The organism is Bacillus sp. PS196, assembly GCF_037963555.1.
GTDB classification, from domain to species: domain Bacteria; phylum Bacillota; class Bacilli; order Bacillales; family Bacillaceae; genus Bacillus; species Bacillus subtilis.
In genome coordinates, this window is record NZ_CP150159.1 from 3,843,076 (window position 1) to 3,858,211 (window position 15,136).

Sequence of the window (15,136 nt, forward strand, 5' to 3'; positions counted from 1 at the left end):
ACGCCTCCTTATTCGGAAATCTTTCTTTCCGTCTCTTTTATTTCATCAACACTAATGTAGTAGCCGTTGTCGTATTCGAATGAACGCAGAACCATGCAGAGCAGGACTCCGATCAATCCGACTACGCCCATCCAGTACCATTCAAAGACAAGTCCAAAGCCTGCAAGACCGAAGGCAACAGACATAAAGAACGGTCTGCCTGAGTTGCTTGGCATATGGATTTTCTTGAATTTACTTTCAGGGTATAATTCAGTTTTTTCTTCTTTCATATGCAGGAATGCATCTTGAGATTTGACTTCAGGAAGCACCGCAAAGTTGTAATGCGGCGGAATCGCAGAAGAAGTCGCCCAATCAAGCGTACGTCCCACACCCCATGAATCTCCGCTGATTTCACGAGTAGAGTAACGGAAGCTGTAGTAGATGTTATAGCAAAGGATTAAGAATCCTACACCCATCATGAAAGCTCCGACTGTTGAGATAAAGTTCAATGTTGTCCAGCCGTCATTCGGTCCGTATGTGTAAATACGGCGAGGCATGCCTTGAAGCCCCAAGAAATATTGCGGGAAGAAACAAATATTGAACCCGATCATAAAGATCCAGAAGAACCATTTTCCGATTCTTTCGTTCAGCTTGTGGCCGAACATTTTTGGATACCAGAAAATAAATCCGGCGAAACAAGCAAATACAGTACCCGCGATCAGCACATAGTGGAAGTGAGATACAAGGAAGTACGTATTATGGTATTGATAATCCGCTGCTGCCATCGCAAGCATAACCCCTGTAACCCCGCCGATAACGAAGTTAGGAATGAACGCAAGCGCCCACAGCATAGGTGTTGTAAAGCTGATTCGGCCTTTATACATTGTAAAGAGCCAGTTAAAGATTTTAACCCCGGTTGGGATTGAGATTGCCATTGTCGTAATTGAGAAGAATGAGTTAACGGACGCACTGTTCCCCATTGTGAAGAAGTGGTGAGTCCAAACTAAGAAACTCAATACAGAGATGGCGATAATAGAACCAACCATCGCTTTGTAACCAAACAATTGTTTTCTTGCAAAGCTTGAGATGATTTCTGAGAAAATACCAAACGCCGGAAGAATAACGATATATACTTCAGGATGTCCCCAAATCCAGAACAAGTTAGCCCAAAGCATCGGCATACCGCCTGCTTCCAATGTGAAAAAGTGAGCGCCGAACAAACGATCAAATGATAAAAGTGCTAATGCTACTGTAAGTACAGGGAAAGCAAACACGATAATAACCATTGTGATCAGTGTTGTCCATGTGAACATTGGCATACGCATTAATGTCATGCCTTTTGTTCTCATTTTTAAGATTGTTACCATAAAGTTGATCCCTGTCATCAGGGTACCGATACCGGCAATCTGAAGTCCGAGGAGGTAGTAGTTCTCACCCGGCCCAGGGCTCATGTCGTTACTTGCAAGCGGCATATAACTCGTCCAGCCTGCGTTCGGAGAACCTCCGATAACGAAAGAAATATTGAAAAGCATCGCCCCTACAAAGAACGTCCAGAAGCTCAGGTTGTTCAAGTAAGGGAACGCAACGTCGCGGGCACCGATTTGAAGAGGCACAACAACGTTAATAAGACCGATTAAGAACGGCATCGCCATGAAGATGATCATGATTGTACCGTGAGTTGTAAAAATTTCATTATAGTGGTTTGAGTCTAAAAAACTGTTATTCGGAAGCGCTAGCTGGGCACGCATCATCAGACCGTCGACACCGCCGCGGAATAACATTATTACAGCAGATATAATGTACATGATTCCGAGTTTTTTATGGTCAACAGTAGTTATCCATTCAGACCACAGCCATTTCCACTTTTTGAAGTAAGTCAGTACAAAAATAATGGCAATGGTTGAAAGCGCAATGGAAACTTGTGCGCCCAGAATTAATGGGTCACCAGTTACGAAAAATTCGTCCCATTTGAATTTCATGCAGGCTTCCTCCTTTCCTGATCAATATCATTCTTCTGTATCATCAGACTTCTTAAATTCGTTTTTCTTTACGTTTTCAAACGGATCTGTTTTAGAGTGCGGTGAAACGGCTTGATAGCCAAGGCGTTTGCGCGCCTCCATCGCGTACTCAGCGTCTTGTCCGTGATCAACGTATTTCAAGTGAGTAGAAGAGAACGTTAATTCGTCCACATTTTCAGGAAGCATCAATTCATCATACTTCTCTTTTGTCAGCTTAGGAGCCTCGTTCTGAGTCTTTTTCACCCAACTGTTAAAGTCTTTTTCTGTGACTGCATTCACATCAAACTCTTGGTCTGCAAAATGTTCACCTGTGAAGTTCGCGTTGCGGCCTTCGTAAGTACCCACTTTGTCAGCCTGTAAGTATTGATCCATCAGCATTCCTGCCATCGCATATTTTTGCCCTCCAAGCTGAGGAATCCATAGCGAAGCCATTGAATCTGCAGATGAGATTTTGAACAAGATCGGGCGGTCGACAGGAATGTTTAAGTAGTTGACCGTTTCAATATCCTGTTCAGGGTAGCTAAATACCCATTTCCAGTCTACCGAAGTAGCATAAACAACAAGAGGCTCTTTGTCTTTTGTTGCTTCAGGAGCTTTTTCTAACGAATATATCGTCTGTACTGTTGGCACAGAAAGTGCAATGACGATTAAAATTGGGATCACTGTCCAGACTACTTCTAAAAACGTGTTACCGTGAATTTCTGGGTTATAAGATCCATTATCTTTGCCTTTACGGTCGCGGTATTTTACTAAAATAATGGTAAATAGAACAAAGACGACCCCGACGATAAACAGCATAAATCCGATAGATAACAGGATTAAATCACTTTGCTGTTCAGCTACAGGTCCTTTCGGATCTAGTACTGAAGCATTGCTGCATCCCCCAAGGACGAAAACCACAGTTAACAGCGCTAATACAAGCAACGGTTTTAATGCTCTGAACAAGAAGATCACCATCCTTCCTATTGATGTAATAAATCTGAAGTGCATACTTCCTCAAAATCTTTTCTCTACTTTGTTATGCTATCAAAAACTTCACTTATTAGCTTTATTTTTTTATAAACTTCATCCCATTTTCGCTTAAATGTCATAAAATCGACAAAAATTGCTCCAACTTTATTCACATCTATCGCTTAAGATGAAAAGTTTCTAGTTATTTCCGCATATAAAGTAAAGAAAGATGATGAAGAACTAATTCTGACAAATTAAGGTTTACCACAATAAAAAACTTAGGTCAATCAAAAATTTCATTTTGTTAAACTTTCTAGATAGGAATTATTTTTTCCTTGCCTAGCATCTTTTCACACGGTTACCATTTTAACGCATCAAATATTGAAAGAAAAGGCGCAATGAAGAGCCAATATGCTCTGAATTGTCCGCATTTTTTTATGAGAGCATCCAGTTGTTTATCTTATACAAAAAAGAGGAATGATATAAGCAAATAAATAAAAAATAGGATGTGTTGCATGATGAGTTTTCTTATTTCACTTATCGTCGCTATTATTATCGGATGGCTTGGAAGCCTGTTTGTAAAAGGAGATATGCCCGGAGGAATTATCGGGTCTATGATCGCAGGTCTTATAGGCGCCTGGATCGGACACGGGCTGCTTGGAACATGGGGGCCGCACCTAGCCGGATTTGCCATTATTCCAGCGGTAATCGGCGCAGCCATTGTTGTCTTTCTAGTAAGCCTGTTAACCAGAAAAAGAGGATAAAAGCAGCAGCACCCGAAGCGTCAGCGCTTTGGGTGTTTGTTTTGCCATAAAAATCGAAAAAGCCTCAACCCTAGCGGTTGAGGCTTTTGACTGGTTTGGCGCCCAACTGATCGATGAACCTTCTGAAGGCCTGTTTTCCCTCTGCTGTCTGCTTAAATACACCGGCGTGTTCAAGGATGCGCGCGAATACATGTCCCAGCTCTTCTTTTATGACTAGATCTACGTTCTCTTTTGTTATGGTTCTTTTTTCCATCATTCGAAGAGCCCATTCACTATGCTTTGCCGTGAGCGGATTTTGTTCTAAAGCTGTTTTCGGATCAGCAGAACATAGCGCCGCTGCCGTTTCTTTCATTTCCTCCTGTAAGCGGCCCGGCAATATCGCCAATCCCATGACCTCAATCAGGCCGATATTTTCTTTTTTAATATGGTGGACTTCTTGATGAGGATGAAATATTCCTAATGGATGCTCCTCATCCGTCCGGTTGTTCCTCAGTACGATATCGAGTTCGTACAAGTCTCCCCTGCGCCGCGCAATCGGTGTGACCGTATTATGGGGCGTATCGCCTGTATAGGCGGCAATGCCGGCTTTTTCATCGGAATACGTCTGCCACGTGCGGAAGATATGATCAGCAGCTTCGGCGACATGACCCGGTTCGTCTCCTTGGAGCCTGAGCACAGACATCGGCCACTTCACTAAGCCCAGCGACACGCCGGGATAATCATTTAATTCATAAACGTCTTCCGCTTCTGCACGTGCCATTGGAAAATCATGCGCGCCGCCTTGGAAATGATCATGGCTTAGGATGCTGCCGCCGACAATCGGCAGATCCGCGTTTGAACCGATAAAATAATGCGGATATTGGCCAAGAAATGACAGCAGCCTTTCAAATGTTTTTTTGCTGATCTCCATCGGTTCATGTTCACCTTTTAAGACAATGCAGTGCTCCGGATAATAGACATATGGCGAGAATTGCAGGAACCATTGTTCGTCCTCAAGGATGACCGGAATGATTCTGTGATTTTGCCGGGCTGGATGATTCACGCTTCCCTCGAAGCCGACATTTTCTTTACACAGCAAACACATCGGATAATTTGTCTGTTCCTGCTCTTTTGCAGCCGCAATCGCTTTCGGGTCCTTTTCAGGCTTTGATAGGTTAATAGTCATTTCCAGCTCGCCATATTCGGTCGGCACCGTCCAATGAACATTTTTGGCGATTCTGTCAGTCCGTATATAATAGACATCCTCTGAATATTGATAGAATTCCTTTGTCGCCTGTTTTGGGCCGTATAATGCTTTTGTCTCTTCAAATTTGCGAATGACCTCGGACGGGGCAGGCACAAAACAGCCCATCAGCTTTGCGCTGAGCAGGTCACGGTACGTATCTGTATCCGCTTCCATTCGGCCGGTTTCGGCAGCCCATTTATAGATGGGAGCTAGCAAGTCCGGCAGGCTTTGTGACTGCTTGATGCTGGTGCTGGAGATCGGCTCGGGATGTGTGATGCCCAGCGCTTCATAAAGACGGTTTCTCGTATATTCCCGATCCCAGATCGAAATCAATTTTCGTTCCAGACCATACTCAAGCAGCTGTTCCAGATGTTCAATAATACTCATATGTCACTCCCCCTTTAGTTCTCTCGCTCCCTCTCCGATATCCGCGACATAAAAGTCCGCTCGGAGCCCTGTTTTTTCTTGATATCTGTCTCCAACCTTCTGAATAAAATCATCAACGAACTCATCTTTTACAATGCTGATGGTGCATCCGCCAAAGCCTGCTCCCGTCATTCTTGATCCAATTACACCTTCGTGATCCCATGCCGCAAACACAAGCTCATCAAGTTCAGGGCATGTTACTTCATAGTCATCCTTCAATGAAAGGTGGGATTCCTTCATTAACTGCCCGATTTCATCTATATTGTTCTCTTTGAACATATGGGCCGTCTTAATAGCACGATGATTTTCGTATACAGCGTGCTTTGCCCGGCGTCTGTTCGTTTCATTTTGGATCAGGCTGGAATGCGCATCGAAATCAGAAGGCTTGATGTCGCCCAGTGCGGCAATATCGAGGCCTTTTTTCAAATCAAGCAATGCATCATTGCATTCTTGGCGTCTCGTATTATAGCTTGAGTCAGCCAATGTCCTTTTTTTGTTCGTGTTCGCGATGACCAGCGCGAGGCCTGAGACATTGAGTTTGCTATATTCATAGTCAAGCGTGTCGCAGTTCAGCAGCATCGCATGATGTTTTTTCCCCATTCCAATTGCAAATTGGTCCATAATTCCGCAATTGACGCCGATAAAATGGTTTTCCGCATGCTGCGCCATTTTCACAAGCTCAAGCGCATCTACTTCAGGATGAAAATAGCTTCGGAGCACGACCCCCATCAGCAGTTCAATAGAAGCGGAAGACGACAGCCCCGCCCCGTTTGGAATATTCCCTGAAAATACAATGTCAAAGCCATGGGGAACTGCATATCCCCTCTGTTGAAATTCATAAATCACGCCTTTTGGGTAGTTCGCCCAGTCGTCTTCTTTTTGATAGCGAATGTCGTCAAGGCTGCATTCCTTGATGCCTGCGTTTCTAAAGTTATCTGAATACATCCGGACAAGCCCGTCGTTTCTTTCTGCAACAGCAGCATATGTACCCATTGTCAGCGCGCACGGAAAGACATGCCCGCCGTTATAGTCTGTATGTTCTCCAATCAGATTCACTCTTCCAGGTGCGAAAAAAAACCGTAACCCCTCTTTTTCTCCGAATACACTTGCAAATATCCCCTTTAGCTCTTCCCGCATGTGCAATCACCTTTCTGGTTTTTATTTTTTATTCCCCTTATTTCTTCATAGAAAACGGCAGATCATATGCTGCAGTCCTCTCATACCCCTTCTTCTTTTGTTTTTTTAAAGACGAGCCATTTGCTCGCAACATAGTTGACGACAACAATGACCGCGTTGTCGAGTATTTTGGCCAAGGTTTCATTTGTATTGAACTGGCTGACAAGAATGATCATCATGCCTAAATCTATGCCGAGAGACAGGACCCGAACGCTGAAAAAAGCAGTGAGCTCTTTCAGCAGGCTCTGCAGATCATGTGTTTTTTGCTGAAACACATATAATTTATTTGTTATGTAAGCAAACAGCACGGACAAAATCCAAGCGGCAACAGTGGCGGCTTTGTAATCCACATTCATGATCTCTACCAATATATAAAAGCTGGCGATATTCACAATGGTTGTGAAAACCCCCATAATGATATACATAATTATTTCTCTATACTTCACTGATGTTCCTCGCTTTCCGAAAAACTTTTCAAAATTCTTGGCGTCTCGTGCTCTCTGTCTAAAGTAAAAAATACCGAGAGTGCGTCTAAAAAGCTGCGGAAGGTGGCTGGCTGGCCCAATACATATGATTGTTTGATGATTCCGTCGAGGACTGCACATATTATTTTAGCCGTATATTCAGGATCAATACAGGCGTCAATCAGCTTTCTCTCCTTCAGCCACTTAATATATAACACATTTTCTTCCACCCACAATTCGTACAGCCGGACATAGGCCTTGCATTTCTTTAAGACTTTATATGTCGGCATGTTCATGGCAAACGAGGTGATGTCCCACGACGGCTTATTTATGTAATAGGAATAAAGCAGTTCTGCAGCGTGTTTTGCAGCCTCGTCCAATGTCAGCGATTTCACTGACTCCCGCTCCATTTGATCAAGATACCCTATAATGATCTTTTTTTTCATCTGACGTTTTTCGAGAAGGTACAGCAGAAAATCGTCCTTGCTGACAAAATGAACATAAAATGCTCCTTTGCTGTACCCGGCGGCTCTGCTGATATCTTCTACAGAAACCGGATCATACGCTCGGTCAATCAACAAATTCACGCCAGCGTCTATAAAACTTTCAAATGTTGCTTCTCTTTTAATTTGAAATTTGTTTTTTTTCATATTTTTCTCCTGGCGGTAATGATTACCCTTATCTTACACCGGATCAATCTTTAGCGGTATTTATTTCTTTGAACGGTTATGCTATTCGGTTTCCCAGGGGTCATTTTTAATAGGCTAAATGATTTATTTTCATTTACATACTATCCAGTCAGTATTTAATTGTTTATTATTATAAATAAGGTCCATTGGTTATATTAGTCATTTTTTTAGGGAATAGGTAGGTGGTTTTTCCTTCAGTTTGTGAACACCGAGCAACTATGTGTGAAATTTGTTGTACTCGCCTCATCATCGCGCTGGCTTGTCTTTTATTGCCCGCATGTTGCAGGAAAACATTTTATACAATTGGAGGTTACTATGAAAACTCATGTTAAAAAAGATTTGGACAAAGGTTGGCATATGTTAATTCAAGAAGCTAGATCCATTGGATTAGGCATTCATGATGTGAGGCAGTTTTTAGAATCTGAGACAGCATCGAGAAAGAAAAACCACAAAAAAACCGTCCGGCAAGACTAGTCCGAACAGGCGGATCTATTTACCTCTGGCTTTTCTATCACCTGATCTGAGTTTTCACCATATCCTCTATTCAAAAGCAAATCGCTGCGCTGAGCTTGAGGACAAACGGTGTGTCAGCTAACTACGACAGACAGCCGGTGATGCGATCACCTCTTGGCACATGCATTGTCATAAAGAGGTGATGCGAACATGATAACCGTGCTCTGGTAAACAGCAGCTTTGCTGAGAACAAGCTGCATTCGGTGAGGTTTTGAAAGCAAACTCGTTTATACACGGCCGAGCTTGAAAACCTTCGCCTGTCTTTAGACCACTGTGTTCACCTCTTCACGACTTCCTTCTTTTTTCATCCTCCAGATATTGTTCAACGCATAAATCGGACTTTCAGTACATACCTATTGGTGTACCTTTTTGCTTACGTTTAGCGAATAAAAGGAGGAAATCCATGTACAAAGCTGATTATAAACAGATTGCTGCAACGCCGTCTTTTCAAGCTTTTTTAAAGCAGAAACGCGCTTTTATTGTTCCTTCTGCGATTTTCTTTTTTGTTTTTTATTTTTCACTCCCTGTTTTGACATCTTATTTCACCTTTTTGAATGCACCGGCCATTGGAGCTGTTTCATGGGCTTGGCTGTTCGCCATCGCCCAATTCGCTATGACCTGGATACTGAGTACTGTGTATTCCCGGAGAGCCGCTCATTTCGATCGGTATGTAAGCGCTTTAAAAGAGAATCTGAAGGGTGAACAGACATGAATATGACTGCTTTTTTATTGTTTTTGGCGATTGTTGGCCTGACGCTTATTATCACGTATTTTGCCGCGAAGCGGACGAAAACGACGAGTGAGTTTTATACGGCGGGCGGCGGGCTCACCGGCGTTCAGAATGGACTGGCAATTGCCGGTGACTACATGTCTGCCGCCTCGTTTCTCGGGATTGCCGGAATGATTGCGTTATATGGATTTGATGGCTTCTTTTACAGCATCGGTTTTCTGGTGGCTTATCTCGTTGTCTTGTACATCGTGGCGGAGCCGCTTCGGAATCTTGGAAAGTACACGATGGCAGACATGATTGCCGCTCGCTTTAAAGAAAAGAAAATCCGCGGTGTCGCGGCTCTCAATACCATTGCCATCTCTACTTTTTATATGATCGCCCAGCTCGTGGGGGCGGGTGCGCTGATCAAACTGCTTCTAGGGCTGGATTATACTATGGCTGTCCTCATCGTCGGAGTGCTGATGACCATTTATGTCGTGTTTGGCGGCATGATCGCGACAAGCTGGGTTCAAATTATTAAAGCCGTTTTGCTGATGGCCGGCACACTCGTGATTTCGATTATCGTGTTTTCGAAATTCGGCTTTAGCCTTAATACCATGTTTGAACAGATGAAAACGGCTACTCCGCTTGGCGCTGATTTTATGAATCCAGGAAATAAATACAAGGTGCCGCTTGAGACCTTGTCGTTAAACTTGGCACTCGTGCTGGGAACCGCCGGGCTTCCGCATATATTGATCCGGTTTTATACCGTTAAGGATGCCAAGACGGCCCGTACATCCGTTGTGTCAGCGACATGGATTATCGGTGTGTTTTACATTATGACGGTGTTTCTCGGCTTTGGTGCCGCGGCATTTGTCGGTTTTGACGCGATTACAGCGGCTGATCAAGCGGGAAATATGGCGGCTCCGCTTTTAGCAAAAGCGCTCGGAGGAGACTTTCTGTTCGCGTTTGTATCAGCCATCGCCTTTGCCACCATTTTGGCTGTCGTGACAGGGTTGGTGCTGTCTGCCGCCTCAGCATTTGCCCATGATATTTACAGCCAGATCATCAGAAAGGGAGAAGCAACTGAAAAAGAACAAATGAAAGCGGCCAGATGGGCTTCTGTCGCCGTGTCAGTACTCTCGATACTCCTTGCGATTTTTGCACAATCCTTAAATGTGGCGTTCCTTGTTGCACTCGCGTTTGCGGTAGCCGCCAGCGCAAACCTTCCGCTGATTGTGTTTACAGTCTTCTGGAAACGATTCAATGCCTCAGGCGCTTTATGGGGCAGCCTGACAGGCCTGATCAGCGCGCTTGTGCTGGTATCGATGAGCCCTAGTGTGTGGGACCCGGCCGGAGGTGCTATTTTTACCGGTGATCCGCTCATTCCGCTGTCTAATCCAGGAATTATTTCCATCCCGCTCGGCTTTCTCGGCGCGTGGCTCGGAACGGTGCTGTCGTCTGATAAAACAATTGATGAAGATACGTTTGCAGAAATACAGGTGAAGGCGCATACTGGCGTCCATATGGAACAGGAATAAAAAAAGCTCTCTTTATAGAGAGCTTTTTCCTTGTCTTTTCTTCTGTTCTTCAGAAATCGCTTTTTCAAATACATCCTTGCCGGCAGCACCTGGAATTACAGTGTCGCCAATAATAAAGGTTGGAACGGCTGTGATGTCAGCCTCTTCATAAGCGTGCTTCAAGGCTTGGCGCTGCACGTCCTGATATGTTCTTGTTTCCAGTGCTGATTTGAATGCTGCACCGTCTAATCCCACTTCCTCAGCGAGCTTCGTCAAGATGTCAATGTCGCCGATATTTTGGCCCTCCTGGAAAAACGCCTGAAAGACACGGGTGTTGTATTCATGTCCTTTATTGTATTTCTTCGCAAAATGGAAGCCTTCAAACGCGAGGTCTGTATACGGATGGGGCGAGACGTTTGGAAAATTGATCTCAACTCCTAATTTCTCCGCCATTGGCTGAATTGATGTCTGCCACATGTACTGTTTGGAAGGATCATTGACCGGATCAAGCTGAGGAGATGGACTTGGGCGCAGTTCAAACGGCATCCACTCGACTTCAACATCCTTTCCTTTTATCGCTTCTTCAAAAGCGGCTTTTCCAACAAAACAAAATGGGCAGACGTAATCTGAATAAACTTTAATGTGTACTGTCATGATAATCTCCTTTCGTATAAATTGATTTTAAACTGTAACAATTAAAGTTACAACTGTTTTTTAAATAAAGAAGCCGATTTAGGCTTCTTTTATGATTCCAGCAAACGCTGGGCAATATATTCTCCTTTTTTGCAGCCGCCTGGGCATGCGTATAAAGCAGAACCGATTGTTTGTGTATATTCGTTTAACGCATCCTTTGCTGAAAGAGCCTTCAGCATCGGGATAAACTGATTGTCGGGATTTTTTTGAAAACTGATAAACAGAAGACCTGCATCCATATAGCCGGTTTTCGGATCAAGCCCTTCTGTGTAAGAGAAAGCTCTTCTCAAAATTTGTTTTCCCGTAGATTTCGCTAGACTGACGTGTGAATTAGACGGAATTTGATTCAACTTCACGGGATCTGTTTCCTTTTTCTGCCCAAAAGGCGCCCCCGAGCTTTTTCTGCGGCCGAAGGTATCCTCTTGGTCCTTGAGGGAAGAGCGGTCCCATATCTCAAGGAACATTTTGATTTTCCGAAAAGCCATATAGGTGCCGCCCGTCATCCAGTCAGGCTCACCAGACTGAATCCACACGATCGAGTTCATCAAGCTGTCATCCTCCGTGCTCTGGTTGCCTGTTCCATCTTTGAACCCGAAGAGGTTGCGCGGTGTTTCACCATTTTTTCCTCCGCTTAAAAAGCCTTTGTTCACAAAGCGGACCTCACAAGTGCCGACCGCTTGATTTAGCAGGTTACGCAGCGCGTGAAACGCCACTTGCTCGTCGTCTGCACACACTTGAATGCAGATGTCCCCGCCTCCCTGCTTTTCATCCAGGTTGTCATTGGGCATCGCTGGAAGAGCGGCTAGGTGCTTCGGTTTTTTGCTTTTCAGCCCGAAACGGTCCTTTCCGTCTTTTTCAAAAAAGCCAGGCCCAAATCCGAATGTGACCGTTAAGTTGGAAGGGGATAAATCAGCAGACTCACCTGTATCCTGCGGCGGCAGATATTGATTTCTCTGCTCCGCTGACATTTTCTTGCCAGACGTCAGCATCTGTGTGAGACTTGTCCAGTTTCTAAATAATGTAATGATGTCGCTTTTGTCTTTTGCTGTTACATCCAGTGCAGCAAAATAGACATACGTCTGATGGGCAGTTGTGATTCCGGCCTGATGCTTTCCGTAAAACGGAACAATCTGCTCCTCCTCTTTTTCATCCTTTTTCGATGGCTTAGCCGCAGTCTGAACAAGCGGAGCGAGACCGCCGAGTCCGCTGGCACCGATCGCAACGGCTGCCCCCGCCATTGCCCCCCATTTTAAAATGTCCCGTCTGTGAATTTGTTCTGGCTTTTTTTGTTCATCGCTCATGCTGTTACAAAACTCCTTTTATAGCACATTCGCAATCTTCGACATGGTTTCAGAAAGAGTCGTCAGCTTTGTGCTCAGCTCTCTGATTTGCTTTTCACTTAATTTATCATAAGACGTATAGGACTGATCATTTGTTTTGTATTTTGCCATTAAAACTTCAAATTCGCTGAACTCCGTATCCAGTTTTTCCGTCAAGTCGGAGTGATCTTTTACAAGCGCGCTTTTCACTGTTTGATAAACGGCTTCGGAGCCTTCCACATTTGCCATAAGGTCGACTAAATCGATTCGTGAGTAGCGCTCTTCTTCTCCCGTGATTTTCGAAATCCCGGCTTCGTTCAGAAGCTCCATCGCGCCTGCTACAATTTGTTCAGGGGTTAATTTCAGTGATTGAATTGAACCGTCAAGCTCTTTTACATCTTTGAGAAGCTGGTCAGCTGTTGCCTTTTCCCCGGAAATATCTTGATCCTTCCAAATGGCCTTCTCAAGCTTATGGAAGCCTGTCCATTTGTCTCCTTCTTCAACATCGTTTTCTCGGGCGTCAATTTTCGGATCAAGATCTCCGAGGCTTTCAGCGATCGGTTCGATTCGCTCGTAATAAACACGCGCTTTCGCATATAACGTTTTGGACTTTTCGATATCGCCGGATTTCACAGCGCTTGTAAATGATTCAGTCGCTTTGACAAGCTGATCGCTCTGCTCTTTGACATAGCTTTTATATTCATCCGCTGCTTTTGCCAGCTGATCGCTAGCCTTTTTGCCGCTCTTCTTCGCTTCTGTCAGGTCTTCTAAGGACGCTTTCAGTGACTCGGATTCTGTCTTGATTTTTGCTGTATCCGGTTTGTCTTTTTGCGCTTCTGTGTAGATTGGCTGAAGATGCTTTTCGATTTCTGTATATTCGAATGGATAGTCGCTGCGAATGTCGTTTTCAAAGGAAAGCCAGTAGCTGTTTAACTCTTTCCCCTTCTTTTCAATCTCTTTTTGGTCTCCTTTTTCCGCTGAGTCATTCAGCTTGGAAATGATGGTTTCCATTTTATTTACGGATGCGGTGATTTCTTTAGTGACCCCGCTTTTTTCAGATGAAGCTTTTTCTTTAGTTGAAGATGTGTCGTTGGCTCCGCAGCCTGCGCACAGCGCAAGGATGCATCCGGCTGATACAGCGATTTTTGTGAAATTCATTTTGTCAGTTCCTTTCCGTTTGTAAAATGTTTTGCCGCTTCTGAAACAAGCGCAATCAGTAAAAAGAGGAAAATCAACATTTGCGGAATCGTGCTGTACACAGACGGATAAATTCCTAGCACCGATACAGACGGCAGCCAGCTTTCTGCATCAGACGGAAGAATGCCCGCCAGTTGAAGGCTGTGAACGCCGGTTCCGAGAAATTTCACGCACATATACAGGACAACCGCCATTGATAGAAGAAAAAACGGCTTCAATGGAATGCGCATTCCGAGCTTGATCATCAGAACACCGACGATGACGAGAACGATAAGCCCTGCGGCAGTTCCGCCGATCAGTTCAGTGAGCGGGAGCTTCCCGACAAGCCCGATGAAAAAGATGACCGTTTCGAGACCTTCTCTTACAACTGCCAGAAATGCAATGAGCGCAAAGGAAAGCAGGCTTCGTTTTTTTAGTGCCTGTGACTTCTGGATATTGATTTTTTCTCTCCATTTATCCATTGAGGCGTTTCTGTGCAGCCACACCCCGACATACAAAAGCATGACAGCAGACAGTACGCCGGTAACGCCGCCAAGCAAGAAATTGTTTTCTCCGAATACACTGGAGGAGAACAGAACCGTGACACCGATGCCGGCTGCTAAGGAAACAGCCATGCCGGCGGACGCCCCGCCCCAGATCCATGTCGAGGAACGCGTAACCCGCGCTTTTTTTGTCATGGTTAATAGCGCTCCGATGACAAGGAGGGCCTCCATTCCTTCACGAATCGGGATCAGCGCCGCATCCCACCAGCTGTAGCTGCTTGAAGCGATCGGCTCGAGCAATTGAATCATTTCGTCAATTTGCTTTGATACCTTTTCGGGATGGCTGCCGATCTCCGCCTTCATCAGTGCCAGATTTTCCTCCGATGTCGTATAGGCTTCTTTCGATTGGGACACGACGTCTCCCTCTACGGCGAGCCAGGATGTAACTAAATTGTCGATTGCGGATGACGCTTCATCCAATTGTTTTTTTTCTATGAACTGTTTTGTGTCTTTCAAGCTTTGTATATAGGCTGTTAAGGACGCCCTTGATTGACCTGAGGATGTCTTTTTCAGCATGACAGCCTGCTGGTAGGTTTCTAAATGAGACGAAAGCTCTTCAAGCTGTGTTTTGAGCTTGCCTGCGTCTTGATTGATAAAAGAAAGAGAAATCATCGCGATATTCGCGTCCATTTCACTGTGAGAAGAAAGGTTTTCTTTCTTAATAGAAGGTTCTTCTTTTTTCCACTTCGCTTTGAAGGTTTCAAACGTTTGTTGTGCCGAATCCATATCCCCGTCTTTTACGGATTTGATCATTTGCTTGTTTAATTGAATTAATGCGGCAATCGGATCATCTTCCGCATGTGCCGCAGAACCGAAAACCATCAACAAGCTGAATAGAATAAGTGCCAGCCCCCGAGCCATCATGTTCCTCCTATAATTGAAAATGATTATCATTGTATAACATAATCATAGCCAGTTCTTGTCCTTTGTCAATTAAAATTTGAAGGTCTG

General features: G+C 44.5%; 14 protein-coding genes. 4 read left to right on the plus strand and 10 right to left on the minus strand.

Annotation, left to right across the window (positions count from 1 at the left end; genetic code table 11):
• Window positions 1–8 precede the first annotated feature (8 nt).
• A complete protein-coding gene (qoxB, locus tag NST79_RS19915; protein ID WP_003227407.1) occupies window positions 9–1,958 on the minus strand; it encodes a cytochrome aa3 quinol oxidase subunit I in 1,950 nt (649 codons plus the stop codon).
• A 27-nt stretch (window positions 1,959–1,985) separates the two neighbouring features.
• A complete protein-coding gene (gene qoxA, locus NST79_RS19920) occupies window positions 1,986–2,951 on the minus strand; it encodes a cytochrome aa3 quinol oxidase subunit II (RefSeq protein ID WP_010886637.1) in 966 nt (321 codons plus the stop codon).
• 515 nt (window positions 2,952–3,466) lie between these two features.
• Between qoxA and NST79_RS19925 the strand changes: the two genes are divergently transcribed.
• Window positions 3,467–3,712 (plus strand): GlsB/YeaQ/YmgE family stress response membrane protein, encoded by a 246-nt coding sequence (locus NST79_RS19925; RefSeq protein WP_009968363.1) that lies wholly within the window; start codon window positions 3,467–3,469, stop codon window positions 3,710–3,712.
• A gap of 70 nt (window positions 3,713–3,782) precedes the next feature.
• Here the strand turns inward: NST79_RS19925 and galT are convergent, their stop codons facing one another.
• The 4 genes from galT to slrC form a co-directional block, all read right to left on the minus strand.
• A complete protein-coding gene (galT, locus tag NST79_RS19930) occupies window positions 3,783–5,324 on the minus strand; it encodes a UDP-glucose--hexose-1-phosphate uridylyltransferase (RefSeq protein ID WP_212060240.1) in 1,542 nt (513 codons plus the stop codon).
• Between the two features lie 3 nt (window positions 5,325–5,327).
• Complete coding sequence (locus tag NST79_RS19935) at window positions 5,328–6,500, minus strand: galactokinase (protein ID WP_015250940.1); 1,173 nt, start codon at window positions 6,498–6,500, stop codon at window positions 5,328–5,330.
• A gap of 80 nt (window positions 6,501–6,580) precedes the next feature.
• Window positions 6,581–6,964: a GtrA family protein gene (locus NST79_RS19940; protein WP_046160979.1), complete on the minus strand. Its 384-nt coding sequence runs from the start codon at window positions 6,962–6,964 to the stop codon at window positions 6,581–6,583.
• Window positions 6,965–6,981: 17 nt separating this feature from the next.
• Complete coding sequence (slrC, locus tag NST79_RS19945; protein ID WP_014478350.1) at window positions 6,982–7,653, minus strand: transcriptional regulator SlrC; 672 nt, start codon at window positions 7,651–7,653, stop codon at window positions 6,982–6,984.
• 354 nt (window positions 7,654–8,007) lie between these two features.
• Between slrC and slrA the strand changes: the two genes are divergently transcribed.
• The 3 genes from slrA to NST79_RS19960 all read left to right on the plus strand — a co-directional run bounded on the left by slrA (window position 8,008) and on the right by NST79_RS19960 (window position 10,455).
• The gene (gene slrA, locus NST79_RS19950) at window positions 8,008–8,166 is read left to right on the plus strand and encodes a transcriptional regulator SlrA (protein ID WP_003243648.1); all 159 of its coding nucleotides are present in this window, start codon (window positions 8,008–8,010) and stop codon (window positions 8,164–8,166) included.
• Window positions 8,167–8,608: 442 nt separating this feature from the next.
• Window positions 8,609–8,917, plus strand: coding sequence for a DUF485 domain-containing protein (locus tag NST79_RS19955; protein ID WP_212060239.1), 309 nt, complete (start codon window positions 8,609–8,611; stop codon window positions 8,915–8,917).
• A complete protein-coding gene (locus NST79_RS19960; RefSeq protein ID WP_212060237.1) occupies window positions 8,914–10,455 on the plus strand; it encodes a cation acetate symporter in 1,542 nt (513 codons plus the stop codon). Before NST79_RS19955 ends, NST79_RS19960 begins: the two co-directional genes overlap by 4 nt.
• A 12-nt stretch (window positions 10,456–10,467) precedes the next feature.
• On the opposite strand, the gene NST79_RS19965 is transcribed toward NST79_RS19960, so the two are convergent.
• The 4 genes from NST79_RS19965 to efeU form a co-directional block, all read right to left on the minus strand.
• Window positions 10,468–11,088 (minus strand): DsbA family protein, encoded by a 621-nt coding sequence (locus NST79_RS19965; RefSeq protein WP_212060235.1) that lies wholly within the window; start codon window positions 11,086–11,088, stop codon window positions 10,468–10,470.
• Window positions 11,089–11,177: 89 nt separating this feature from the next.
• The gene (gene efeB / locus NST79_RS19970; protein ID WP_063334857.1) at window positions 11,178–12,428 is read right to left on the minus strand and encodes an iron uptake transporter deferrochelatase/peroxidase subunit; all 1,251 of its coding nucleotides are present in this window, start codon (window positions 12,426–12,428) and stop codon (window positions 11,178–11,180) included.
• Between the two features lie 18 nt (window positions 12,429–12,446).
• Window positions 12,447–13,604: an iron uptake system protein EfeO gene (gene efeM / locus NST79_RS19975; protein WP_212060233.1), complete on the minus strand. Its 1,158-nt coding sequence runs from the start codon at window positions 13,602–13,604 to the stop codon at window positions 12,447–12,449.
• Window positions 13,601–15,046 (minus strand): FTR1 family protein, encoded by a 1,446-nt coding sequence (gene efeU / locus NST79_RS19980; RefSeq protein WP_212060231.1) that lies wholly within the window; start codon window positions 15,044–15,046, stop codon window positions 13,601–13,603. Before efeU ends, efeM begins: the two co-directional genes overlap by 4 nt.
• Window positions 15,047–15,136: the final 90 nt, after the last annotated feature.